Genomic DNA, 23,234 nt, shown 5'->3' on the forward strand with positions numbered 1-23,234 from the left:
GCGAACGCCATGCGGCTGTCAGGTGAGTTCAATGAGTAAGGCAGGATGACGTGGAGTACGCCAATGGCCAGTCATGAAAATTCCGACATTTCCCTCGAAGACCTGGCGCTCGAACCCCTCGCCGAGCAAGTCGAGGAGGGGGTGAGCAAGGGCCGAGCCAAGTTCCAGATCGATACCCGCGGTGGCGGCGAACGGCGCAAGGTGCAGGATCGCCGCGCCGATATCCGCTTCCAGGAAGAACGACGGAGTAACAAGGATCGCCGCGTCGGCAGCAATCCCTGGGCGCCGGGCGTGGATATCTGATTTCAGCAGCAGGTGATTGTCGGGTTGGCGCACGAGCGCCGGTGTTTGCCGCCCTGGGCCGTCAGGTCCCGGATGGAGGGCGGCAAGCCCTGCGCCGGCGAACTGCTGCAGACTGCCACCAGGCGACTCGCCGAGCTTGCTCACTGCCTCTTGGCAGAGGGTTGCTGGCCGCCGCTGCCGGTCAGGAAATCATGCTGATCAGCCAGCGGCGGGTTCGGCGCAGCCACCGGTTCGCTGGGCTGTCCTGCCGCGCCATCAGTCTTTTCCAGGCGCTGGATTATCTTGTGGCGCTGGATTGTCCTCTTTGGGCTGGGCCAGTTCATGGTGTTGGAATGCCTGGGCGACAGTGGCCCGCAGTTGCGCGTCGTCCCAGGGTTTGGTGAGGAACTTGTAGATGGCGCCCTGGTTGATCGCCTCGGTCACCGATGTCAGGTCGGTGTAGCCGGAGAGCACAATGCGGATGGTATCCGGATAGAGGTCCTTGACCCGGCTGAAGAACGCGGTGCCGTTCATTTCCGGCATGCGCTGGTCGGAGAGAATGACCTGGACCTCGTGCTTTGCCAGCAGGGCGAAGGCATCTTGTGCGCGGTTGGCGGTAAGCACGTGATAGCCGTCGCGCCTTAGTACCCGGGTCAGGGCGCGCAGAATATTCTCTTCGTCATCGAGCAGGAGCAGGGTCTGTGTGCTGCTTTCGGCAGCGCTCTCTGCTGCGGGCAGGCGATCCTTGGCGCGCTGCTGGAGGTAATGTTTCAGGGTTGCCAGCGGTATGGGCTTGGCGAAGTAGTAGCCCTGGAATTCATCGCAGTGGCTTTTCTTCAGGAAGGCGACTTGCGCCTCGGTTTCCACGCCTTCGGCGATCACCTTGAGCTTCAGGTGGTGGGCCATGGAAATGATGCCTTGGGTGATCGCCGCATCATGCCGGTCGCTGATCACGTCCTGGATGAAGGAGCGGTCGATCTTGACCTTGTCGATCGGCAGGCGCTTGAGGTAGTTGAGGCTGGAGAAGCCGGTGCCGAAATCATCGATGGCGATGCGTACGCCCAGGTCTTTCAGGGCGTGCAGGGTGAAGATGGCCCGCTCGGCATTCGCCAGCAACACGGTTTCGGTGATTTCCAGCTCCAGCAGTTCGGCCGGCAGCTGGGCCTGGATGAGGCTGCTGCGCACGAACTCGACGAAGTTGGCGCGCTGGAACTGCACCGGTGAAATGTTCACGGCCATCACTGCGCCATTGAAGCCTTGATCGAGCAGCAGGCGGGCATCGCGGCAGGCGGTTTTGAGTACCCACTCGCTGAGCGGAATGATCTGCCCGGTGTCCTCGGCGATGGGCACGAATTGCGCCGGCGAAATAAACCCCTGCTCGGCGTGTTGCCAGCGCAACAGCGCCTCATAACCAATCACCCGGCCCGTGCGACTGTCGATCTGCGGCTGGTAGTAGAGTTCGAAGGCTTCGGTGTCGATGGCTTTCTGCAGCTGGTTGCGCAAGGTTACCCGCTCGCTGACCTTCTGGTTGAGATCCTCGGTGTACCACTGATAGTTGTTGCGGCCCTGTTGCTTGGCTTTGAACATGGCCAGGTCGGCCTGCTGGATCAGTTGCATTGGCTGTTCGAGGCTGCCGTCGTTGAGGGTGATGCCGATGCTCGCGGTGATGTGCAGATCGACGCCGCCGACCGTATAGGGCCGCGCGATGCTCTCCATGATCCGGTCTGCCACCAGCAGCACGTCCTCTTCACGGGCCAGGTCCGGCAGGATGACAATGAACTCGTCACCGCCCAGCCGCGCCACGGTGTCGCCTGGACGGACCTGCTGGTTCATGCGGCGCGCCACTTCGACCAGAATCAGATCGCCGGCACTGTGCCCCATGCTGTCGTTGACCGGCTTGAAGCCATCCAGGTCGATGAACATCACCGCCAGGCTGCGCTTGTAGCGGCGGCTGATCTGGCAACCCTGGTTCAGACGATCCTCCAGCAGCGAGCGGTTGGGCAGGCCGGTGAGGACATCGTGGCTGGCGTTGTAGGCCAGTTCGGATTCGTAGCGTTTGCGCTCGGAAATATCGTTCTGCACGCCGATGAAATGGGTGATCTTGCCCTCCTCGTCAGGCACCGGGGCGATATACAGATCGTTCCAGAAGGGGGTGCCGTCCTTGCGGAAGTTGCGCAACACCACATGGGTTTCGCGCTTTTCCGCCAGACCCTGGCGAATTTCGTTGATGCCGGCTTGTTCGCGCTCAGCCCCTTGAAGAAAGCGGCAATTGCGCCCGATGACTTCTTCCGCGCTGTAGCCGGTGATGCGTTCGAAGGCCGGGTTGACGTAGATGATCGGCTGGTCATCGGCCAGCGCATCGCAGACCAGAGCGCCGTTGTAACTGGCTTCCAGGCTGCGCTTGAGCAGACGCAGCTGCTTGTCCGCCTCCTTCTGGGCGGTGATGTCGCGAAAGGCGACCACCCAGCCCTGCGGTGCATCATCATCGAGCAGCGGGGCGCTGTCGTAGGCGATATAGCGCTCGCCCGGCGATGTCGGCGCCAGCCTGATTTCGCCGTGGTAACTGCTGGTTCGCTGGTTATGCTCGCTGTCGTTGAGCGCCAGCGGCAGGTAGCTGGCCAGTGCCTGGCCGAGCAGCACTTGCGCCGGTTGGCCGAGCAGTTCGGCGGCGGTCGGGTTGACGAAGCTCAGCAGGCCCTGGCGATCTACCGCCAACAGGCCCTCGGCGATGCTGTTGGTGATCGCCGAGGTGAACTCCAGCTGGGTTTTCAGGCGGCGTTCGCCGGTGATCACCGCTTGCATCAGGCGGTTGTTTTCCAGTACCGCGACGGCCATCTGGGCAAACTGCTGGGCAATCGCCAGGTCGTCCGGGTTGAATTCGCCGTCGTACTTGTCCGATAACTGCAGCAGACCGAAATGGGCCCCGCTATGGTCATTCAGGGGCACCGCAAGCAAGCCGCGCATGGGCGGGTGCTGATTGTCGGTACTGTTCAGCTCCGGCCAGCAGGGGTGCTGTTCCAGTTCGGCCTGGGTCAGCAGGGTCGGCTGATCGATCTCGTCGGTCAGGGAGTGGATAGCGCTGTCGGCGGACGGGTTGGACGCACCCTTCCAGGCGGCGTATTTTTCCGAGAGCGAGACGGCGTTGATCGACTGGGTCCAGTTGCCGGCCCGGTTCAGGCTCATGGCCGCCTGGTGTGCCCCGAGCAGCAAGCGCAGGCGTTCGCTCATGTAGTCCAGCAGCGATTGGGTGCCCATGATGCTGTTGATGTTGACGGCGGTTTCACTCAGGCCGCGCAGCAGTTCGGCCTGGTGTTCGGAGTGCTGCAACGCTTCGCGCAGGGCGCGGGTCATGCGGTTGCGCTCGCTGATGTCCTTGGCGATGGCGAACACCCCGACAATTTTCTCGTCGATGATGATCGGCAGGTTGGTGATGTCCACTTCCAGCAGTTGCCCGTCACTGTTGCGGCAGCGAACTTCATGGCTTTGGCTGTCGCCGTTGCTGGCGGAATCGATGTAGTCCTGGATCAGTGTCAGGTCTTCGTTGTGTACCAGCATCGACATGTGTTGTCCGAGCAACTGTGCTTCGCTGTAGCCGGATAGCTGGCAGCCTGCCTGGTTCATGCTCTCGAAATTGCCGTTCAGGTCGAACGAAAACACCGGATTGGGGTTGAAGGTGAACAGCGAGCGGTAGCGCTGTTCGCTTGCCTGCAGGCGCAGGCGGTCGTGCTGGCGTTCGATGGCGATGGCAGCCAGCTGGCCGACGGTGGCCATCAGTTGCAGATGCTCGTCGTCCGGGGCGCCGGGTTGCTGGCTGTAGATGGCGAAGGTGCCGAGTACGTCGCCGTGGTGGGAGATCAGCGGGATCGACCAGCAGGCATGCAGGCCATGCTGCAAGGCCAGGTCACGAAACTCATGCCAGAGCGGGTCGCTGTCGATGTCTTCGACGATGACCAATTGGCGGCGATACACGGCCGTGCCACAAGAACCGACACTGGGGCCGATGGCGATGCCATGCACTGCCTGGTTGAAGCTCTCTGGCAGGCTCGGCGTAGCGCCGTGGATCAGGTGTTTCTGCTCTTTATCGACCAGCAGCACCGAGCACAGGGTGCCGGGCGCCTGAGATTCGGCCAGCAGGCAGATGGTTCTGAGGATATCCGGCAGCGCTTGGTCGGTGGAGATCATGCTGAGGATGTCGCGCTGATCCTCGGCGTAGGCTTCGTTGTACACCAGGCGGGTGACGTCATGGGCCACGGCAAACAGGGTGCGGTCGTTCTCCGACCAGCCTGCGGACCAGAGCAGGTGGACAAGGCTGCCATCCTTGCGGCGCGAGCTGTTGCGAAAGCTGTGATGGGATTCGCCCGCCATGATGGCGTCGACCGTGGCCTGAGTGCGTTCGCGGTCTTCGGGCACGATGAACTGCAGGTAGGCTTGCCCCAGCAGCTCTTCTGGCGAGTAGCCGAGCACTGTGCTGGCGGACGGGCTGACTCGGGTGAAGCGGCCCTGGGCGTCGATCGAGCAGAGCACGTCCATGGAGTAGTCCATGATCCGTTGATTGAGCTCCTGCAGCTCGGCCTGGCGGCGCAGGCTGCGCTCAAGCCTCCGGTTGCTCTGCTGCAGGTGTTTGGAGTGCTCGATGGCCAGCAGGGCCAGGCGCTGACTGACCATGATGACGAGGCTGAAGGCCAGGCCGAACAGCACCACGATGCCGGGCAAGTGGTTGGAGGTCGGGCTGGTCGTGTCGGCGACCTGGTAGCTGACCAGGCGCCAGTTGTTGGCGGTCGGCCCGAGCATCTTGCTGGTGCCGGTCGCCCCGGGCGGGTGGCTGGTTTTGTCGAACAGCAACTGCTCGCCCTGGTAGATCCTTACGTCGTTGTCATGCGGCTCACTGCCCAGGCCGTCCTGCAGGGTACGGGTCAGGTCCAGGCTGGCTACCAGCGTCCAGTCAGGGTTGTCCGGCAAGGACAGGCGGATCGCCATCAGCCCCCGGGGCTGGGCGGCGAGGTCATAGGCCTCGCTCATGTGCGCCTTGCCGTCGTGGGGGAGGCGCTCTAGCCAGGCGCGCGGACTGGCTTGGCCGAGCAGGCTGCTTAGCTGTTCGGTTTCCGCCTGGCCGCGGCCGAGCAGCCGTTGTGGACGCAAATGCTCATCGAGCAGGGCGATCATCCCGATATCGGCAAAATCACGCAGATAGTTGCGGCTTTCTTGTTGCCATTGTGCGTGGGTGGGCAGCTTTCCGTTGACCGCCCAATGTTCCGCTGTGCGCTGGATCAGCGCGAGACGGGTATCCAGGCTGCTGGTGATCGAATTTTGCTGCTTGGCCTGCAGCAGTTCGCTTTGTCGGCTGCTCGACTCGATGTTCTGCAGGGTCAGCAGATACCAGACGCTGCAGGTGATCAGGGTGCCGAGGGCGCCGGTCAGGATGGTGCTGCGCACGAGCAGGTGCTGGCGCTCGGTGGGTAGCAGCGTGAGGCAAAGCAGCACAAGGCCCATGGACACGGCGAACAGATTGGCCGGGCGGCTGACGTTGATGTTGTAACCCAGGCGCCAGGCGTCGAGTTCCGGCAGCCAGGATGACAGTAGTGACAGGCCGGCCAGCGCCAGCGCTGCGCAGCCGAGCATGGCGTTCAGGCGCTGGCCTTTGCGGCCCCACTGGCTGCTCAGCAGGCCAATGGCGAGCAGGCAGAACAGCAGGGCCAGGGAGCTGCGCATGCGCTGATAACCGCTGATCAGCGATTGGCCTTGCTCCGGACTGCCGCTTAACAGGTTGTGCGCCAGGCTGTAGAGCGCCAGCCCGAGCAACAGGCCGAGCGCCGGGTTGGCCAGCCGGGGCTTTTGCTGGATGCAGCCGAGGAGTCCGAGGCCGAGCAACAGCCCTGCCAGGGCGCTGTCCGGCAGGAGCACCACCTGGGCAGCGTCGGGCTGCCACCAGAACAGGTAGTCCAGCAGGCTGATGCCGCTGAGGGCCAGAATGGTGAAGGCCAGGATGTGCAGATAGGCCTGGTAAATCACGTGGTGGGTCTTGATGTCCATCCTCGAGTCCTTATCGATCTGCGCCGGGTAGCACGGATGATCATCAGTTGGCTTGAGCGTCGTCCAGCTCGTCGATCAGCACTGAACCATCGCTGTCGCGGCGTACTCGGGTAAGGCCGGGATGTTCGACCTCCAGGCGCAGCAATTCCTGCTGCTGGCGCTCGAGGGCGCTTTGTTGTTGGCGCACCTGCATGAGCAAGCGCTGGTTTTCGTCGCGCAGGAGAAACAGGTCGATGGCGCCACGCAACGCGACTTCGATCTCGAAGTCTTCCCAGGGTTTGGCGATGAAGCGGTAGACCTCCGCCTGGTTGATCGCCTGCATCATCGAGTTGCGGTCGCAATGGCCGGTCAGCAGTATGCGCATGGCATTGGGCTGACGCTGCTTGGCGAACTGCAGGTAGGTGACGCCGTCCAGGTGCGGCATCTTCAAGTCGGAGACGATCACCGCGTACTCATGCTCGGTCAGTGCCTCCAGGGCTTGCTGGACGTCGCTGAAGGCATGCACTTCCCAGTCGTGCGGGCGCAGCACCCGTTGCAACGCCTTGAGGATTTGCGGCTCGTCATCCAGCAGTTGAATCTTGATCATGGCGTCTTCTCCGTGGCCAGCGTGGCATCCTCGGCGGTGCGGACAAACAGGGTGTAGTGGCCACTTTCGCTGGCTTCGAAGGCGATCAGCTTGTCGATTAACAGAGCGGTCAGCGGTTTGCCCTCATTGAGCAGCAGCATGCCGTTGTCGGCGTGCAGGTTGCGGGCCAGCACCATGCCAGGTTCCAGGCGGCGGGTATCCAGGGCGAGAATGCTCGGGTCGGCCAGGGTGATGTCCGGCGCCAGCTCGGTGCAGAGGGTGATGAATCGCTCGCACAACTGCGGATCGTAGAGGCGCCCGCTGTATTTGTTGATCAGCAACAGGGCCTCATCGCGGTTTAGCCTGCGCTCGAGAATGCTGCCGCGCTGCAATTCGATGAAATCCACCGCCAGTTTCAGCAGGCGTGAACCGAAAGGCGCGGCTTCGCCCTTGAGGTGGTCGGGGAAGCCGCTGCCGTCCCAGCGTTCCTGGTGATGGCGGATCAGTCGGGCCGCATCCTGCAGTGGCTCCAGGGTCATCAGCAGGTTCTCGCCTTGAACCGGGTACTGCCGGTAGCGTTCGCGCTCCTGCTTGTAGAGCAGATCGGAAGGGCGGCTGAGCAGTTGATCGTCCCAGGTCAGCTTGCCGATATTGTAGAGCGCGGCGGCCATGGTCAGATCGCGGCTGGGGGCGGCGTCGAGGCCGTGCACTTCGGCATAGGCGCGAACCAGGGCGATGACTTGGGTATTGGTCTGCTTGTCCTTGGGGATGCGTTGGTTGACCAGGCTGGAGAACACCTCGGTTGCCGTGACATAGCTGCGCTTGAGCTCTTCGTAAGCCAGGTCGAGCATGTCGGCGGTCTGTTCCAGCTCCGCGGTGCGCGCCATGACCCGCTGTTCCAGGGTTTCATTGAGTTCCTGCAGGCGCTGGTTCTGTTCCAGGCTCCGCGCTTCCAGGCGCACCCGCTCGCGCTCCGAGTGTTGGTAGGCCAGGGCCTGGCGCATGGTCAGGCGCAGTTCGTCGTCGTCCCAGGGCTTGCTGATGTAGCGGTAGATCTGCCCCTGGTTGATGGCGCGAATGGTGGTGCTGATGTCGGCGTAGCCGGTAAGCAGGATGCGCATGGTCTCGGGCCAGTGCTTCTGCACTTCGGCCAGCAGGGTGGCGCCGTCCATGCCCGGCATGCGGGCGTCGGAAATCACCAGGTCGATCGGTTGGCTGCGCAGGATTTGCAGGGCCTGCTCGCCGCCATTGGCGATCTGCACGCTGTAGCCTTCACCCCTGAGCACGCGGCGCAGGCTGCTGAGGATGTTTTCTTCGTCGTCCACCAGCAGGACGTTGGCGATGGTGTTCGGTTCACTCATGGTGAGCGACGTCCTCCTTGATCAGTGGCTGGGCGGGCTGCAGGGCTGGTAACCAGACACGAAAGCGTGTGCCCTGGCCAGGCGTGCTGAACACCTCGATACGACCATTGTGCTTGCGCACGATGTTATAAGACAGCGACAAGCCCAGGCCGGTACCTTTGCCCACCGGCTTGGTGGTGAAGAACGGCTCGTAGATGCGGTTGAGGACATGCGCAGCGATGCCGTGGCCGGTATCCTCCACTTCCAGCCAGACCCAGTCGTTTTCGTGCCCGCTGCGCAGGGTAATGCGGCCGAACTGCTCGATGGCGTGGGCGGCGTTGACCAGCAGGTTCATCATGACCTGGTTGATTTGCGAGGGCATGCATTCCACTGCCGGCAGCTGGCCGTATTCCTTGATCACCTCGGCTTTGTACTTGAGCTCGTTATTGACCACGTTAAGGGTGGTATCGAGGCCACGATGCAGGTCGGCGAGGCGGAATTCATCCTCCTCGAAATGGGAGAAATCCTTGAGCGCGGCGATGATCTTCTTGACTCGCTCGATGCCATCCCCGGATTCGCCGATCAGCGCCTCGACATCGTTGCGGATATAGTCGTACTCCAGGCTGCGCTTGAGCTGCCGCAACTCTTCCAGGCTGACCGCGCCATCCACCGCGTCGATGATTCGCAGCAGGTCATGAACGTAACCGGCGAGGGTCTGCAAATTGGAGAACACATAACCGATCGGGTTATTGATCTCGTGCGCCACGCCGGCAGCGAGCTGGCCGATGGCGGCGAGTTTTTCCGATTGCATGAGCTGGGCATTGGCTTTTTCCAGCTTCATGATCAGCAGTTCCTGCTCGATCTGCTTGCTGCTCAAGGCCTGCAGGGCGGTATCCAGTTGTTTGTTGTCGCGGGCGAATTCGCTGCTGTCGTACAGGATCAGGCCAAACAGCGGCTGGCCATCGCTGCGCTTGAATGGGAACAGCAGGGTGCTCTGCAGCATCAGCGGGGCTGGCTTGCCGCAAGTGTCGAATGGCAGCTGAATCAGGTAGGGGGTTTCGCGCCACTCGGTGTAGACATGCTCGCCATGGTCGCGAGCGGAAGCCAGCATCTTGCTCAGGCAGAGGCTGTCGGCTTCCGGGAATATGCGGGTCAGCAGCTGTTGCTGTGCCTGCTCGAGGCGCTTGCCGCTACACTGCGTCACGAAGTTGTTCCAGTGCTGAATCCGTAGCTCGTCATCGAGGATGATCACGCCGATCTCGATGTGCTCAACAAGAGCAGAGGCCAATTCACTTTGGCTGCTATCCATGGCGAACTCCGCTTGGCTATCAGGCCGTAAGTTATTTACGTTGCCTGGGTCGCACTTTGTACTTCGGTTTTTGACTTTATTTTGACGTCGAAATTATGGTGATGCTGGCCGTTCGCTGCCACACTTATTTTTAATAACTCTGCCACTCAGGTTAGCCCATGGCGCAGTCTGCAACGGATGACTCGGTCATCCAGTACCACTTCGAGTTCGCCGATGGTCGCAGTTGGCAGCATCAGGTCGATTTGGCGGCACTGCCCGGTGCGCCAGACGCCGCGCTGCCAGACTGGACGCGCCTCGGATTCCAGCAATGTGGACATTGTCCGCTGCGTGATGCAGAGACTCCCCACTGTCCTTTTGCCGTCGCCTTGGTGCAGCCGGTCGAGGTGTTGGCGCAGATGCCGTCCTATGAGGAGGTGGCTGTGCGTGTGCTGTGGCGGGGGCGGGATATCCGTCAGCGTACCTCGCTGCAGCGTGCTTTCGGTTCGCTGCTGGGTGTGCTTGGCGCCGCTTCGGGCTGTCCATACACGCGACAGCTTAAAGCCATGGCCTGGTTTCACCTGCCGTTCAGCGGCAGCGACGAAACGCTGTACCGGGTGTTCGGCACTTACCTCCTTGGGCAATACCTGCGCCAGCAGCGTGGCATGAGTGCGGACTGGTCGCTGAGCGGCTTGCGTGAGGTGTATCGCAACTTGCGTCAGGTCAATCTGGGCGTGACGGCGCGCCTGCGCGCAGCGGCCGGTGAAGATTCGGGGCCGAACGGCATGATCCTGCTCGACTTGCTGGCGGCCGACACCCTGTATTTCCTGGATCAGTACGAGGGCGAACTGGATCGTTTCTTCGAGGTGTTTTTCGAGTAGATCAGGGTGGCTCGGGAGCGGCTCAGGCGCGTGGCTGGCGCAGTTCGGCGACTTCTGCGCGCAGGGCTTTCAGTTCATCGAGCAGCAGTTGTTCGGTCTTCGAGGGCGGCGCCTGGAGTGCTTCCTGATCGTGGGTGGCTTGCATGGCATTGACCACTACCGCGATGAACAGGTTGAGCATCATGAAGGTGGCGATCAGGATGAACGGCAGAAAGTACAGCCAGGCCAGCGGGAATTGTTCCATCACCGGGCGCACGATACCCATCGACCAGCTTTCCAGGGTCATCACCTGGAACAGGGTATAGAGGCTGGCGCCGAGGCTGCCGAACCATTCGGGGAAAGCCTCACCGAACAACTGGGTGGCCATCACCGCCGCCACGTAGAACACCAGGCCCAGGAGCATGGCGATGCTGCCCATGCCCGGCAGCGAAGACAGCAGGGCCTGCACCACCCGGCGCATGTTCGGATTGATCGAGATCAGCCGCAAAACCCGCAATACCCTGAGTGCACGCAACACGGCGAATGGGCCGCTGGCTGGCACCAGGGCGACGCCCACTACCAGGCAATCGAATACCGCCCACGGGTCGCGTAGCAGGCCGGCACCGCGGGCGACGAAGCGCAGTGCCAGTTCGAGGATGAACAGGCCGAGGATCAGCTTGTCCAGTGCCAGCAGCAGGTTGCCCCAGTCGGCCATCAGGCTTGGCGAGGTTTCCATGCCGAGGATTGCCGCATTGAGGATGATCAGGCCAGTCACCAGGCGGGTGATGCCCGGGCTTTCCATCAGGTCGGCCAAGCGCTCGCGCCAAGTGCCGTAGCTCGGGGTCAGGGTATTTTCGGGCATGGTTAGCGGTCGTCTAGGGCGAAGGCGGTGAGGGTAAAGGTCGGAATGCCGATGTCTTGGAGTTTTTCCGAGCCGCCCAGCTCGGGCAGGTCGATGATCGCGGCGGCTTCATAAATGCTCGCGCCCATGCGCCGCACCAGTTGTGCAGCAGCCAGCAGGGTGCCACCGGTGGCGATCAGGTCGTCGAACATGAGGATCTGGTTGCCGTCGCAGAGGCTGTCGGCCTGCACTTCGAGAAAGGCCTCGCCGTACTCGCTCTGGTAGCTCTCGCGCAGCACATCGCCTGGCAGTTTGCCCTGCTTGCGAAACAGGATCAGCGGCTTGTTCAGTTCATAAGCCATGATCGAGCCAATCAGAAAGCCGCGGGCATCCATGGCGCCGATATGGCTGAACTCGGCTTCGACATAGCGCTGGATAAAGCTGTCGGCGACCATGCGCAGGGCGCGTGGCGACTGCAGCAGCGGGGTGATGTCGCGAAAAGTCACCCCGGGCCTGGGAAAGTCCGCGACCGGGCGGATCAAGGTTTTGATACTGAATTCGTCGAAAATCATCGTAAGAGTCCTGCCGCTGACTGGAGTGGCGTAAGGCGCCGGCTGTTGGCGACCGACGCTCCTGCTTCGGTCAGCCGTCGAGGTTGCCGCCGGCCAGGGCGCACAGTTCGATGGGGTCGAGAATATGCACCGACTTACCTTCGGCTTCGAGCAATTGGTTCTGCTGGAAGCGGGTAAATACCCGGGAGACGGTTTCCACCGCAAGGCCCAAATAGTTACCAATTTCGTTGCGCGACATGGCCAGGCGGAACTGGTTGGGGGAAAAGCCCCTGGCGCGGAAGCGGGCAGACAGGTTGACCAGAAAGGTGGCAATGCGTTCGTCGGCGGTTTTCTTCGACAGCAGCAGCATCATCTGCTGGTCGTCGCGGATTTCCCGGCTCATCACTCGCATCAACTGGCGCCGCAGTTGCGGTAGCAGGATCGACAGCTCATCGAGCCGCTCGAAGGGGATTTCACAGACCGACGTGGTCTCCAGGGCCTGCGCCGATACCGGATAGGTCTCGGTGTCCATGCCCGACAGGCCGACCAGTTCGCTGGGCAGGTGGAACCCGGTGATCTGTTCTTCGCCACCGTCGCTCAGGCTGAAGGTCTTCAGTGCGCCGGAACGCACGGCGAACACCGAGCCGAAGACATCGCCCTGGCGAAACAGGAATTCGCCCTTTTTCAGCGGGCGACCGCGCTTGACGATCTCGTCCAGCGCATTCATGTCTTCCATGTTCAGCGAAAGCGGTAGGCACAAGGTCGCCAGACTGCAATCCTTGCAATGAGCTTGATGTGGCGTATGCAGCTTGATGCTTCCGGACATCGGCGTCGATTCCTAGGTAAAACACGCAATGCTCGTAAGGTTACAGCAGGGTGGCGGTCTCAGCCAGTCGAGGAAAGTCTTAATTGGCTCGCTGAACGCGGCTTTACAGTACCGGCTCATAACCGCTGGTTATGCGTTTAGCGGTTGACCGCGGCTTACGCTGCTAAATCACCCGCGAGAAGCGCTGCTGGCTGTCCTGGTTGAGGTAGTGATCGAACAGCATGCACAGTGAACGGACCAGCAGGCGACCGGCGGGGCGCACGTTGATGCCTTCAGGGCTGAGGCTGATCAGGTCGTCCCGGGCCATCTGCTCCAGTTGTGGCCAGATCTCGGCAAAGTACGCACGGAACTGGATGCCGTGGGCCTGCTCGATCTCGGCGAAACTCAGGTGGAAATGGCAGATCAGCTGCTGAATCACCGCGCGGCGGACCCGGTCATCGGCATTGCAGTGCAGCCCGCGCCGGGTGGCCAGTTGGCCAGTGGCCAGGCTTTGCTGGTACTGGTTCAGGTCGCTGTCATTCTGGCAGTAGAGGTCGCCGATCTGGCTGATGGCCGAGACACCGAGGCCGATCAGGTCGCAATGGCCGTGGGTGGTGTAGCCCTGGAAATTGCGCTGCAGGCTGCCGTCTTCCTGGGCACTGGCCAGTTCGTCGTCGGCCAGGGCGAAGTGATCCATGCCGATATAACGGTAACCGGCGGCACTGAGTTGGGCGATGCTGGCCTGCAGTATCGCCAGTTTGTCTGCCGGGCTGGGCAGGTCGTTGCTGTCGATGCGCCGTTGTGGCATGAACCGCTCGGGCAGGTGGGCGTAGTTGAAGAGCGACAGCCGATCAGGCTGCAGGGCGATGATCTCGTCCAGGGTCAGGGCGAAGCTTTGCGGGGTCTGCTTGGGCAGGCCGTAGATCAGGTCGATATTGACCGAGCGGAACTGCAGGGTATGCGCGGCTTCGACGATGGAGCGGGTCTCTTCCAGGGTTTGCAGGCGATTGACCGCGCGCTGTACCGCTGGGTCGAGGTCTTGCACGCCGAGGCTGACCCGGTTGAAACCCAGTTCACGCAGCAGGCCCATGGTCGACCAGTCGGCTTCGCGCGGGTCGATCTCGATGCTGTAGTCGCCGGAGTCGTCATCCAGCAGGTTGAAGTGCTGGCGCAGTTGGCTCATCAGGTGACGCAGTTCGTCATGGCTGAGAAACGTCGGCGTGCCACCGCCAAAGTGCAGCTGTTCGACGCGCTGGTTGCGGTCGAGGTGATGGCTGATGATCGCCATCTCGTGTTCCAGCTCACGCAGATAGGGTTGGGCGCGCCCGCGATCCTTGGTGATCACCTTGTTGCAGGCGCAGTAGTAGCAGACGTGCGCGCAGAAGGGCACATGCACATAGAGTGACAGCGGGCGCAATTCCTTGCGGCTTTCGCGCAGCGCGTGCAGCAGTTCGAATGAACCGACACCGCTGTGCATCTGCACGGCGGTGGGGTAGGAGGTGTAACGCGGCCCGGCCTGGTCGTAGCGACGGATCAGGTCCGTATCCCAGTGGATGGCGTCAAGCATGCGGGTAATCCCCGATCCAACTATCAATGCCGGGAGTCTATGCAAGCGGGCTCTTGAGCGTCTTGACCTGTGTCAACGGGAGTTCGGGGGCAAGGTTGCAGAGCGGCAGATGAGGGTGCCGGGATGGGGGAAATTTCGGGTTGGGCGACGCGGCCACTTAGCGCATCGACTTATAGCCGCGAGTAGAGCGCCATTAGATTGGTTTCCCTGCTCGTGCCTCAATGCCCCATCAGCCAGTGTTGATGGGGGCCGGGCAGGGTCCACAGGCCGAAGAGGATCACCAGCAGGCCGCCCGCCATGCGCACGCCCTGTTTGCGCAGCAACGCGGTCACGCGTTCGGCCGCCATGCCGGTGGCCAGCAGCACCGGCAGGGTGCCGATGCCGAACGCCAGCATCAGCGCGGCGCTGTCGAGCGCGTCGCCCTGGCTCGCCGCCCAGAGCAGGGTGCTGTAGACCAGGCCGCACGGCAGCCAGCCCCACAGGCCGCCAAGCAGCAAGGCGCGCGGCAGGCTGGTGACCGGCATGAAACGGCGGGTCAGCGGCTGGATGTAGCGCCACAGACCGCGGCCGAGTGCTTCGATGCGGGTCAGGCCGCTCCACCAGCCGGCCAGGTACAGGCCCATGGCGATCAGCAGCAGCGCTGCGACAACCCGCAACAGCATGGCCGCCGGGCTGCTGGCCAGGGCCCAGCCGGCCAGGCCGAGGAGCAGGCCGGCAAGGGCATAGCTGAAAATCCGGCCGAAATTGTAGGCGAGTAATAGCTGCAAGCGTTGCGCGCGCTGTTCCGCCGGTATGGCCAGGGTCAGTGCGCTCATCAGGCCGCCACACATGCCCAGGCAGTGGCCACCACCAAGCAGGCCGAGGATCAGGGCAGACAACAGCAGGGGCGCCAGTTCAAGCACGGGGTGGCGCCTCGTCGTCGGTTGGCTCGTCGGGCTTTTGCGCCTGGCTGACGCCGGCCTTGTGCATGGGGTCTTCGTCGTCGAACAGGATGCTGTGGGCCGGGCCGTCGAGGTCGTCGTACTGGCCGCTGTCGACGGCCCAGAAGAACAGCCAGATGGCGAAGCCGACCAGGGCAATGGCAACCGGGATCAGAATGTAGAGCGCGGGCATGGGGTCTCCGGGGCCAAAAAAAGCGGGGTAGGTTGGGCTTGGTTCCGCCGCGCCAACCTACGGATTGGGGCTGCGGGTCAGGCGCAGGGCATTGAGTACCACCAGCAGCGAGCTGAGCGACATGCCCAGCGCGGCCCAGATCGGCGTGATCCAGCCAATGGCGGCGAACGGCAGCACCAGTCCATTGTACAGGCTGGCCCAGACCAGGTTCTCGATGATGATCCGACGGGTGCGCCGGGCCAGGCTGAAGGCCTGTACCAGGCTGCTCAGGCGGTTGGACAACAGCACTGCATCGGCGCTGGTTTTCGCCAGGTCGGTGGCGCTGCCCATGGCCACGCTGATATCAGCGCCGGCCAGCACCGGCACGTCGTTGACCCCGTCACCGAGCATCAACACGCGGCGGCCCTGTGCATGCAATTTGTGCAGCTCCGCCAGTTTGGCGTCCGGGGTCATGCCGCCACGGGCGTCTTCGATGCCCAGTTGGCGCGCCACTTCGCCGACCATCGGCGAGTTGTCGCCCGAGAGCAGCAGCACCTGCCAACCGCGCGCGCGACAGGCGGCGAGCAGGGTGGGGGCGTCATCGCGCAGGCGGTCGTCGAGGACGAACCAGGCCAGCGGGCCCCGGCTGTCGCCGAGCAGCAACCACTGGCCCTGTGCGCCGGGGATCGCCGGCGCGGCCTGGCCACTCAACTGGCTGACGAAGGCGGGCTGACCAATACGCAGTTGGCGCCCTTCGACCAGGCCCTGCAAACCCAGCCCGGGAATACTGTCGACCTGCTCGGCGGCCTGGGCGGCGCGGCCAAAGGCGCGGGCGATCGGGTGTTCCGAACGATTCTCCAGGGCGGCGGCCAGGGCCAGGCAGGCATCGCTGTCCAGCTCGCCGAGCGGGTGGATGGCGCTCAGGGTCAGGCGGCCCTCGGTCAGGGTGCCGGTCTTGTCGAAGATCACCGTATCGATCTGATTGAGGCCTTCCAGCACATGACCGCGGGTCAGCAGCAGGCCGAGTTTGTGCAGGCTGCCGGTGGCGGCGGTCAGCGCCGTCGGGGTGGCCAGGGCCAGGGCGCAGGGGCAGGTGGCGACCAGCAGGGCCAGCACGATCCAGAAGGCGCGCGAGGAATCGATCTGCAACCAGGCCAGGCCGACCACGGCGGCCACTACCAGCACGATCAGCAGGAACCACTGCGCCACCTGGTCGGCGATCTCCGCCAGGCGTGGCTTCTCGCTCTGCGCGCGCTCGAGCAGGCGGACGATGGCCGACAGTCGGGTGGCATCGCCAAGCGCCTGCACTTCGACGGTCAGCGGCCCTTCGACGTTGAGGGTGCCGGCGGTCACGCTGTCGCCGACGCCGCGTGGTTGTGGCAGGTATTCGCCGGTCAGCAGCGATTCATCGACACTCGACTGACCGCTGAGAATGCGCCCATCGGCCGGCAGCAGGGCGCCGGGCGGCACCAGCACATGCTCGCCTGCGCGCAGTTCGCTGAGCAGGATCCGCTGGCTGTGGCCGTCGCCATCCAGGCGCAGGCAGGAGGCTGGCAATAGTTGCACAAGCTGCGCGGTAGCCGCCGCCGTGCGCTCGCGTGCGCGGCGTTCCAGGTAACGGCCGGTGAGCAGGAACAGGGCGAACATGCCCACGGCGTCGAAATACAACTCGCCCTGGCCGCTGATGGTCGACCAGATGCCGGCGACGTAGGCGCCGCCGATGGCCAGTGATACCGAGACGTCCATGGTCAGGTGGCGGGTGCGCAGATCGCGCAGGGCGCCGCGGAAGAACTGGCCGCAGCAGTAGAAGACGATCGGCGTGGTGAGGAACAGGCTGACCCAGCGCAGGATCCTGTCCAGCTCGGGGCTGAGGTCGATGTTGAATTCCGGCCAGGTGGCCATGGTCGCCATCATCACCTGCATCCACAGCATGCCGGCCACACCCAGTTCGCGCATGGCCCGGCGGTTTTCCCGCTGCAACTGCTCGGCGGCGGCATCGGCCTGCCAGGGGTGCGCGGCATAGCCGATCTTGCGCAGCTCCTTGAGCAACTGGCTGAGCGGCAGCTGACTGTCGGCCCAGCGCACCTGCAGGCGGTGGTTGGACAGGTTGAGGTGGGCCTCGGCAATACCCGGCACATCGCGCAGGTGCTTCTCGATCAGCCAGCCGCAGGCGGCGCAGCTGATGCCTTCGATCAGCAGGCAGGTTTCGCTCAGCTCGCCGTGCTGTTCGACAAACGGCTGCTGCACGTCGGCGCGGTCATACAGCGCCAGCTCATCGGGCAGGGCCTGCGGCAGGCTTTGCGGGTTGGCGGCGCTTTCGCTGCGGTGCTTGTAGTAGTGCTCCAGCCCGCCGGCGACTATGGCCTCGGCCACCGCCTGGCAGCCCGGGCAGCACATGGCGCGAGTCTCACCCAGCACCTGGGCGTGAAAGCGGCTGCCGGCAGGAACCGGCAGGCCACAGTGGTAACAGGGGGTTGGGCTAGCCATGGGGGCGCAAACTTGGGTCGGGCACTTGGTCGCAGGATGTTTGACCGGGTATGTAGGAGCCAGCTTGCTGGCGATCCGCCGACAGGCGCCGGAAATCGCCAGCAAGCTGGCTCCTACGCTCTGTGTTCCGAATCCTTTCGCCAGCATCACTATCGTAGCAACAGTGCACTACTGGGCATCCCCCAGTCGGATGGTCTTGCCGCTTTCCAGGGTTTCTTCCTCGAACAGACGCCAGTCCTTGCCACCTTCCTGGCCGATCAGTTCGACGAAGCGCCGGCCCTGCACCACATCCTGCATCTGCCCGTGGTACAGGCCTTGGCCTTGCGGCTGCAGGACGATGCGGCGGTCACGCTCCGGCTGGGTTGGCGAGATCAGGTTCAGCACCAGTTGCGCCGGGCCGCTATTGCCTTGCAACTGCAATCTGGCCACGCCGCTCGCGTCGTCGAGGTCGAGGGTGGCGCGCAGTTGCAGTTGCACGGCCAGGGATTCGCGCTCCAGCGACTGGTTGATGCCTTTGCCGACATCGTAATAGTCATCGGAGATCAAACCCGGCGGATTGCGCGTGGCAATGGTCAGCAGGGCCAACCCTTGCACGACCGAGTAACCCAGCAGGGCAATGAGGAACCAGGGCCAGAACTGCTTGAACCAGGGTTTGATCGGTGCTTCGTCAGACATGCTTGGCCTTTTGATCAGCGGACGCTCGGACCGATAAAGCGGCTGGCGGCGTCGTTATGGATGCTCTCATCGTCCGCGGAGCGGATGCGGAACATGATTTCATTGGTGCTGGACGGCAGTTTTTCCGGGTCGATCGACAGTTCGACCGGCAGCGCCAGCACTTCACCGGCGAGAGCCTTGATTTCACGCTTGCCTTCGTAGACCAGGCCATCGAGGCCATCGGCTTCGATCAGGTACGTGACCGGTTGCTGGGCCTTGTTCATGATCTTCAGGGTGTAGACGTTCTCGATCCGGCCTTCCTCGTTCTCGCGGTAGAGCACGCGATCCTTGAGCACGTCCAGTTCGACCAGTGAGCGGCTGGCCACGGCCCAGGCGAAGACCGCCATCATGGCCAGCAGGGCGATGGCGTAGCCGATCAGGCGCGGACGGACCAGGTGGGTTTTCTGTCCCGACAGGTTGTGTTCGGTGGTGTAGCTGATCAGCCCTTTCGGGTAGTTCATCTTCTCCATGATGCTGTCGCAGGCATCGATGCAGGCCGCGCAGCCGATGCACTCGATCTGCAGGCCGTCGCGGATGTCGATGCCGGTCGGGCAGACGTGCACGCACATCTTGCAATCGATGCAGTCGCCCAGACCTTCGGCCTTGTAGTCGGCATCGCGTTTGCGCGGGCCGCGCAGCTCGCCGCGGCGTGGGTCGTAGGAGACGATCAGGGTGTCCTGGTCGAACATCACGCTCTGGAAGCGTGCATAGGGGCACATATAGATGCACACCTGTTCACGCAGGTAGCCGGCGTTGCCATAGGTGGCCACGGTGAAGAAACCGACCCAGAAAGCCGCCCAGCCGCTGGCCTGCAGGGTGAAGAGTTCGCTGATCAGCTCGCGGATCGGCGTGAAGTAGCCGACGAAGGTGATGGCCGTGAGCAGGGAAACGCCGATCCAGATGCTGTGCTTGGCCAGCTTGCGCAGGAACTTCTGCGCGGTCATTGGCGCTTTGTCGAGTTTCATGCGCTGGTTGCGGTCGCCTTCGGTGACCTTTTCCGCCCACATGAACACCCAGGTGAATACGCTCTGCGGGCAGGTGTAACCGCACCAGACGCGCCCGGCATAGACGGTGATGAAGAACAGGCCGAAGGCAGCGATGATCAATACGGCCGACAGCAGGACGAAATCCTGGGGCCAGTAGGTGGCGCTGAGGATATGGAATTTGCGCTCTGGCAGGTTCCACCAGACGGCCTGGCGGCCATTCCAGGTGAGCCAGACAGTGCCGAAATAGAGGATGAACAGCAGGGCGCCGCCGAGCATGCGCAGATTGCGGAAGATGCCGGTGAAAGAGCGGGTATAGATTTTTTCGCGATTGGCGTAGAGATCGACGGTTTCGACCTTGGCCGGGGTGACGTCTTTAACGGGGATTTGCGTGTTCATCAGTGTGTACCACGGCGGTTGATTGGCTGCCCCGGCCGATACTTGCCGGCCGGGGTCATTCTCGCTATTACGCTATGGTACGCCTGGCTTGCGCGGGTTGGGTGCGACCGGAGGTCGCGCTCAACTCAGGTGGAGAATCACTTCTCCTCGGGTTGTTGCGACAGGCTGTACACATAAGCCGCCAACAAGTGCACCTTGTCATTGCCGAGGAAGTCTTCCTGGGCAGGCATCTTGCCGTTGCGACCATAGCGCAGGGTCTGCTGAACCTGAGCGAAGCTGGAGCCATAGAGCCAGGTTCGGTCGGTCAGGTTCGGCGCGCCCATGGCCTGTTGCCCCTTGGCGTCAGCACCATGACAGACTGCACAATTGGCGGCGAAGATGTTTTGACCTGCGGCAACGTCTACCTGGATACCTTCCGGGTTTTTCAGGCCCGACAGGCTGCGCACGTAACCGGCGACATTGCGGATGCCTTCTTCGCCAAGTGCGGCCAGTTGTGCGGGCATCATGCCCTGGCGACCGCCCATGATGGTGGTCTTGATGGTTTCCGCTTCGCCGCCGTGCAGCCAGTCAGTGTCGGTGAGGTTGGGGAAGCCATAGGCCCCCTTGGCGTCGGAGCCATGGCACACCGAACAGTTGGACGCGAACAGGCGACCGCCCATCTTCAGTGCTTGCTCGTCCTGGGCAACCTGTTCGATTGGCATGGCGGCATATTTGGCGAAGATCGGCCCGTATTGCCCGTCAGCCTTGGCCATTTCCTTTTCCCACTGATGCACGCCGGTCCAGCCTGCATTGCGCACGCCGTCACTGACTTGGATATCGGTGGCGAAAGGTGTCTTGGCCTCGTTGTCGAGGTGCTCGTAGCCGGGCAGCAGACCTTTGAAGTTACCCAGGCCCGGATAGAGCACCAGGTAACCCAGGGCGAAAATGATGGTGGCGAGGAACAGCATGAACCACCACTTGGGCAGTGGATTGTCGTATTCCTCGATGCCATCGAAGCTATGGCCGACGGTCTCTTCGGTGGCTTCCTGGCGTTGGCCCTTGCGAGTGCCAAAGATCAGCCAGGTCAATGCGAAGATGGTGCCTAGGGAGAGGATTGTTACGTACCAACTCCAGAACGTGGTCATTGGTTATTGCTCCTGGAAGATTTCTCGTCACGCTCACTGGGTTTGGGATCGTCAGCGAAGGGCAGGTTGGCTGCTTCGTCGAAGTTCGATTTACGCTTGCTGCTATAGGCCCAGAGCACAACGCTGATAAAAGCGATGAACACCACTGCTGTGCCTATGCCGCGAATGGTCCCGACGTCCGTAAGAAAAGAAGGCATGTTGCGTTACCGTTTGTTCTTGATTGAGGTGCCGAGAACCTGCAGGTACGCGACCAGCGCGTCCATTTCGGTCTTGCCCTTCACTGCATCCTTGGCCCCGGCGATGTCTTCATCGGTGTACGGAATGCCAAAGCCGCGCATGACTTCAAGCTTCTTCGCGGTGTCCTTGCCGTCGAGCTTGTTCTCGACCAGCCAGGGATAGGCCGGCATTTTCGACTCGGGCACCACGTTGCGCGGGTTGTACAGGTGCGCACGCTGCCACTCGTCCGAGTAGCGGCCGCCGACCCGGGCCAGATCCGGACCGGTACGCTTGGAACCCCAGAGGAACGGGTGGTCGTAGACGCTTTCGCCAGCGACCGAGTAGTGGCCATAGCGCTCGGTTTCGGCGCGGAACGGCCGGATCATCTGCGAGTGGCAGCCGACGCAGCCGTTCTTGATGTAAATGTCACGGCCTTCCAGTTGTAGCGCGGTGTAGGGCTTGAGGCCCTCCACCGGCTCATTGGTGACGTCCTGGAAAAACAGGGGGACGATCTGGGTCAGGCCGCCGATGCTGACGGCGAGCACCATCAGCAGCGCCATCAAGCCGATATTCTTCTCGATGATTTCGTGTTTCATCAGTGAGCGCTCCCCGCCGCTGTGTACTGCGCAGCCGCATCGTATTCAGCCGGCTTGGCGGCACGCACGGTGCGGTAGGTGTTGTATGCCATCAACAGCATGCCGGTGACGAAGAACATGCCGCCGATCATGCGCACCACGAAACCAGGGTGGCTGGCTTCCAGTGCTTCGACGAAGGAGTAGGTGAGGGTGCCGTCTTCGTTGACTGCGCGCCACATCAGGCCCTGGGTGATGCCGTTGACCCACATCGAAGCGATGTAGAGCACGGTGCCGATAGTGGCCAGCCAGAAGTGCAGGTTGATCAGCGCGATGCTGTGCATCTGCTCGCGACCGTAGACTTTCGGGATCAGGTGATAGAGCGAGCCGATCGAGATCATCGCTACCCAGCCCAGAGCGCCGGCGTGTACGTGGCCGATGGTCCAGTCGGTGTAGTGCGAGAGCGCGTTGACGGTCTTGATCGCCATCATCGGGCCTTCGAAGGTGGACATGCCGTAGAAGGCCAGCGATACCACCAGAAAGCGCAGGATCGGGTCGGTGCGCAGCTTATGCCAGGCGCCCGACAGGCTCATCATGCCGTTGATCATGCCGCCCCAGCTCGGCGCCAGCAGAATCAGCGACATCGCCATGCCCAGCGATTGCGCCCAGTCCGGCAGCGCGGTGTAGTGCAGGTGGTGCGGACCGGCCCAGATGTACAGGGTGATCAGCGCCCAGAAGTGCACGATCGACAGGCGATAGGAGTAGATCGGACGCTCGGCCTGCTTGGGCACGAAGTAGTACATCATCCCGAGGAAGCCGGTGGTCAGGAAGAAGCCCACGGCGTTGTGGCCGTACCACCACTGGATCATCGCGTCGGTCGCGCCGGAGTACATCGAGTACGACTTGAACAGGCTCACCGGCATGGCGGCGCTGTTGACGATGTGCAGCATTGCGGTGACCAGGATGAACGCGCCGTAGAACCAGTTGCCCACATAGATGTGCTTGGTCTTGCGCTTGACCACGGTACCGAAGAACACCACCGCGTAAGCGACCCAGACAATGGTGATCAGCACATCGATCGGCCATTCCAGCTCGGCGTATTCCTTGGTGCTGGTGTAACCCAGCGGCAGGGTGATGACGGCCAGCACGATCACTGCCTGCCAGCCCCAGAAGACGAAAGCGGCCAGGCCGTCGGAGATCAGGCGAGCCTGACTGGTGCGTTGCACCACATAGAATGACGTGGCCATCAGTGCGCATCCGCCGAAGGCGAAGATCACCGCGTTGGTGTGCAAGGGGCGCAGACGGCCGAAGCTCGTCCATTCCATTCCCAGGTTGAGTTCCGGCCACACCAGTTGTGCGGCAATGAACACACCTAGAAGCATGCCAATGACTCCCCAAATCACCGTCATCACGGCGAATTGGCGTACCACCTTGTAGTTATAAGCAGTCTGACTGATTGCTGTGCTCATGCTGGGTTCCACGGTTAATGGATTTTCATAGGGGCAAAAATCGGCGGCAAGT

Annotated in this window: 19 protein-coding genes; 2 read left to right on the plus strand and 17 right to left on the minus strand. The window is 62.5% G+C overall.

The genetic code is table 11. The features are described 5' to 3' along the window. The first annotated feature begins 63 nt into the window (after positions 1-63). Positions 64-303, plus strand: a complete 240-nt coding sequence (locus tag G9C89_RS08480; protein ID WP_256674136.1) for a hypothetical protein — start codon at positions 64-66, stop codon at positions 301-303. 255 nt (positions 304-558) lie between these two features. Here G9C89_RS08480 and G9C89_RS25410 read toward each other — a convergent pair whose 3' ends face one another. Genes G9C89_RS25410 through G9C89_RS08500 form a run of 4 tightly spaced genes read right to left on the minus strand, consistent with a single transcriptional unit; the run spans position 559 to position 9,526 of the window. Then, positions 559-6,312 (minus strand): EAL domain-containing protein, encoded by a 5,754-nt coding sequence (locus tag G9C89_RS25410; protein ID WP_172147387.1) that lies wholly within the window; start codon positions 6,310-6,312, stop codon positions 559-561. Between the two features lie 43 nt (positions 6,313-6,355). Beyond that, positions 6,356-6,898, minus strand: a complete 543-nt coding sequence (locus G9C89_RS08490; protein ID WP_172147389.1) for a response regulator — start codon at positions 6,896-6,898, stop codon at positions 6,356-6,358. Continuing rightward, on the minus strand, positions 6,895-8,238 hold the full coding sequence (locus G9C89_RS08495; protein ID WP_172147391.1) for an HD domain-containing phosphohydrolase: 1,344 nt from the start codon (positions 8,236-8,238) through the stop codon (positions 6,895-6,897). The genes G9C89_RS08490 and G9C89_RS08495 overlap by 4 nt, the downstream gene beginning before the upstream one ends. After that, on the minus strand, positions 8,231-9,526 hold the full coding sequence (locus tag G9C89_RS08500) for an ATP-binding protein (protein ID WP_172147393.1): 1,296 nt from the start codon (positions 9,524-9,526) through the stop codon (positions 8,231-8,233). Before G9C89_RS08500 ends, G9C89_RS08495 begins: the two co-directional genes overlap by 8 nt. Positions 9,527-9,684: 158 nt before the next feature. Here G9C89_RS08500 and G9C89_RS08505 point away from each other — a divergent pair, with 158 nt between their 5' ends. Continuing rightward, a complete protein-coding gene (locus tag G9C89_RS08505; protein WP_178115488.1) occupies positions 9,685-10,383 on the plus strand; it encodes a DUF6901 family protein in 699 nt (232 codons plus the stop codon). 22 nt (positions 10,384-10,405) lie between these two features. On the opposite strand, the gene G9C89_RS08510 is transcribed toward G9C89_RS08505, so the two are convergent. The 13 genes from G9C89_RS08510 to ccoN all read right to left on the minus strand — a co-directional run bounded on the left by G9C89_RS08510 (position 10,406) and on the right by ccoN (position 23,182). Next, positions 10,406-11,224 carry an ion transporter gene (locus G9C89_RS08510; RefSeq protein WP_172147395.1) on the minus strand — a complete coding sequence of 273 codons (819 nt, stop codon included), beginning with the start codon at positions 11,222-11,224 and terminating at the stop codon, positions 10,406-10,408. Positions 11,225-11,226: 2 nt separating this feature from the next. Further along, entirely contained in the window at positions 11,227-11,775 is a 549-nt protein-coding gene (locus tag G9C89_RS08515; RefSeq protein ID WP_172147397.1) for an adenine phosphoribosyltransferase, read from the minus strand. Positions 11,776-11,845: 70 nt separating this feature from the next. Next, entirely contained in the window at positions 11,846-12,580 is a 735-nt protein-coding gene (gene fnr, locus G9C89_RS08520) for a fumarate/nitrate reduction transcriptional regulator Fnr (protein ID WP_172147399.1), read from the minus strand. Between the two features lie 163 nt (positions 12,581-12,743). Next, positions 12,744-14,126: an oxygen-independent coproporphyrinogen III oxidase gene (gene hemN / locus G9C89_RS08525; RefSeq protein ID WP_172147401.1), complete on the minus strand. Its 1,383-nt coding sequence runs from the start codon at positions 14,124-14,126 to the stop codon at positions 12,744-12,746. 218 nt (positions 14,127-14,344) lie between these two features. Next, positions 14,345-15,028: a sulfite exporter TauE/SafE family protein gene (locus tag G9C89_RS08530; protein ID WP_172147403.1), complete on the minus strand. Its 684-nt coding sequence runs from the start codon at positions 15,026-15,028 to the stop codon at positions 14,345-14,347. After that, entirely contained in the window at positions 15,021-15,239 is a 219-nt protein-coding gene (gene ccoS / locus G9C89_RS08535; RefSeq protein ID WP_172147405.1) for a cbb3-type cytochrome oxidase assembly protein CcoS, read from the minus strand. The genes G9C89_RS08530 and ccoS overlap by 8 nt, the downstream gene beginning before the upstream one ends. Positions 15,240-15,296: 57 nt before the next feature. After that, positions 15,297-17,705 carry a heavy metal translocating P-type ATPase gene (locus G9C89_RS08540; protein ID WP_172147407.1) on the minus strand — a complete coding sequence of 803 codons (2,409 nt, stop codon included), beginning with the start codon at positions 17,703-17,705 and terminating at the stop codon, positions 15,297-15,299. Between the two features lie 168 nt (positions 17,706-17,873). Then, positions 17,874-18,380 (minus strand): FixH family protein, encoded by a 507-nt coding sequence (locus tag G9C89_RS08545; RefSeq protein ID WP_172147408.1) that lies wholly within the window; start codon positions 18,378-18,380, stop codon positions 17,874-17,876. Positions 18,381-18,394: 14 nt separating this feature from the next. Next, positions 18,395-19,801, minus strand: coding sequence for a cytochrome c oxidase accessory protein CcoG (gene ccoG, locus G9C89_RS08550; RefSeq protein ID WP_172147409.1), 1,407 nt, complete (start codon positions 19,799-19,801; stop codon positions 18,395-18,397). Between the two features lie 137 nt (positions 19,802-19,938). Further along, on the minus strand, positions 19,939-20,925 hold the full coding sequence (ccoP, locus tag G9C89_RS08555) for a cytochrome-c oxidase, cbb3-type subunit III (RefSeq protein WP_172147410.1): 987 nt from the start codon (positions 20,923-20,925) through the stop codon (positions 19,939-19,941). Continuing rightward, complete coding sequence (locus G9C89_RS08560) at positions 20,922-21,122, minus strand: cbb3-type cytochrome oxidase subunit 3 (protein WP_172147411.1); 201 nt, start codon at positions 21,120-21,122, stop codon at positions 20,922-20,924. Before G9C89_RS08560 ends, ccoP begins: the two co-directional genes overlap by 4 nt. Positions 21,123-21,128: 6 nt before the next feature. Continuing rightward, on the minus strand, positions 21,129-21,737 hold the full coding sequence (ccoO, locus tag G9C89_RS08565; RefSeq protein WP_172147413.1) for a cytochrome-c oxidase, cbb3-type subunit II: 609 nt from the start codon (positions 21,735-21,737) through the stop codon (positions 21,129-21,131). After that, positions 21,737-23,182 carry a cytochrome-c oxidase, cbb3-type subunit I gene (gene ccoN / locus G9C89_RS08570; protein ID WP_172147418.1) on the minus strand — a complete coding sequence of 482 codons (1,446 nt, stop codon included), beginning with the start codon at positions 23,180-23,182 and terminating at the stop codon, positions 21,737-21,739. Before ccoN ends, ccoO begins: the two co-directional genes overlap by 1 nt. Positions 23,183-23,234: the final 52 nt, after the last annotated feature.

Source organism: Pseudomonas tumuqii, assembly GCF_013184545.1.
GTDB classification, from domain to species: Bacteria; Pseudomonadota; Gammaproteobacteria; order Pseudomonadales; family Pseudomonadaceae; genus Aquipseudomonas; species Aquipseudomonas tumuqii.

Coding starts and splice junctions, on each gene's coding strand:
- G9C89_RS08480 (WP_256674136.1), top strand. CDS start 64: ATGGCCAGTCATGAAAATTCCGACATTTCCCTCGAAGACCTGGCGCTC.
- G9C89_RS25410 (WP_172147387.1), bottom strand. CDS start 6,312: ATGGACATCAAGACCCACCACGTGATTTACCAGGCCTATCTGCACATC.
- G9C89_RS08490 (WP_172147389.1), bottom strand. CDS start 6,898: ATGATCAAGATTCAACTGCTGGATGACGAGCCGCAAATCCTCAAGGCG.
- G9C89_RS08495 (WP_172147391.1), bottom strand. CDS start 8,238: ATGAGTGAACCGAACACCATCGCCAACGTCCTGCTGGTGGACGACGAA.
- G9C89_RS08500 (WP_172147393.1), bottom strand. CDS start 9,526: ATGGATAGCAGCCAAAGTGAATTGGCCTCTGCTCTTGTTGAGCACATC.
- G9C89_RS08505 (WP_178115488.1), top strand. CDS start 9,685: ATGGCGCAGTCTGCAACGGATGACTCGGTCATCCAGTACCACTTCGAG.
- G9C89_RS08510 (WP_172147395.1), bottom strand. CDS start 11,224: ATGCCCGAAAATACCCTGACCCCGAGCTACGGCACTTGGCGCGAGCGC.
- G9C89_RS08515 (WP_172147397.1), bottom strand. CDS start 11,775: ATGATTTTCGACGAATTCAGTATCAAAACCTTGATCCGCCCGGTCGCG.
- fnr (WP_172147399.1), bottom strand. CDS start 12,580: ATGTCCGGAAGCATCAAGCTGCATACGCCACATCAAGCTCATTGCAAG.
- hemN (WP_172147401.1), bottom strand. CDS start 14,126: ATGCTTGACGCCATCCACTGGGATACGGACCTGATCCGTCGCTACGAC.
- ccoS (WP_172147405.1), bottom strand. CDS start 15,239: ATGCCCGCGCTCTACATTCTGATCCCGGTTGCCATTGCCCTGGTCGGC.
- G9C89_RS08540 (WP_172147407.1), bottom strand. CDS start 17,705: ATGGCTAGCCCAACCCCCTGTTACCACTGTGGCCTGCCGGTTCCTGCC.
- G9C89_RS08545 (WP_172147408.1), bottom strand. CDS start 18,380: ATGTCTGACGAAGCACCGATCAAACCCTGGTTCAAGCAGTTCTGGCCC.
- ccoG (WP_172147409.1), bottom strand. CDS start 19,801: ATGAACACGCAAATCCCCGTTAAAGACGTCACCCCGGCCAAGGTCGAA.
- ccoP (WP_172147410.1), bottom strand. CDS start 20,925: ATGACCACGTTCTGGAGTTGGTACGTAACAATCCTCTCCCTAGGCACC.
- G9C89_RS08560 (WP_172147411.1), bottom strand. CDS start 21,122: ATGCCTTCTTTTCTTACGGACGTCGGGACCATTCGCGGCATAGGCACA.
- ccoO (WP_172147413.1), bottom strand. CDS start 21,737: ATGAAACACGAAATCATCGAGAAGAATATCGGCTTGATGGCGCTGCTG.
- ccoN (WP_172147418.1), bottom strand. CDS start 23,182: ATGAGCACAGCAATCAGTCAGACTGCTTATAACTACAAGGTGGTACGC.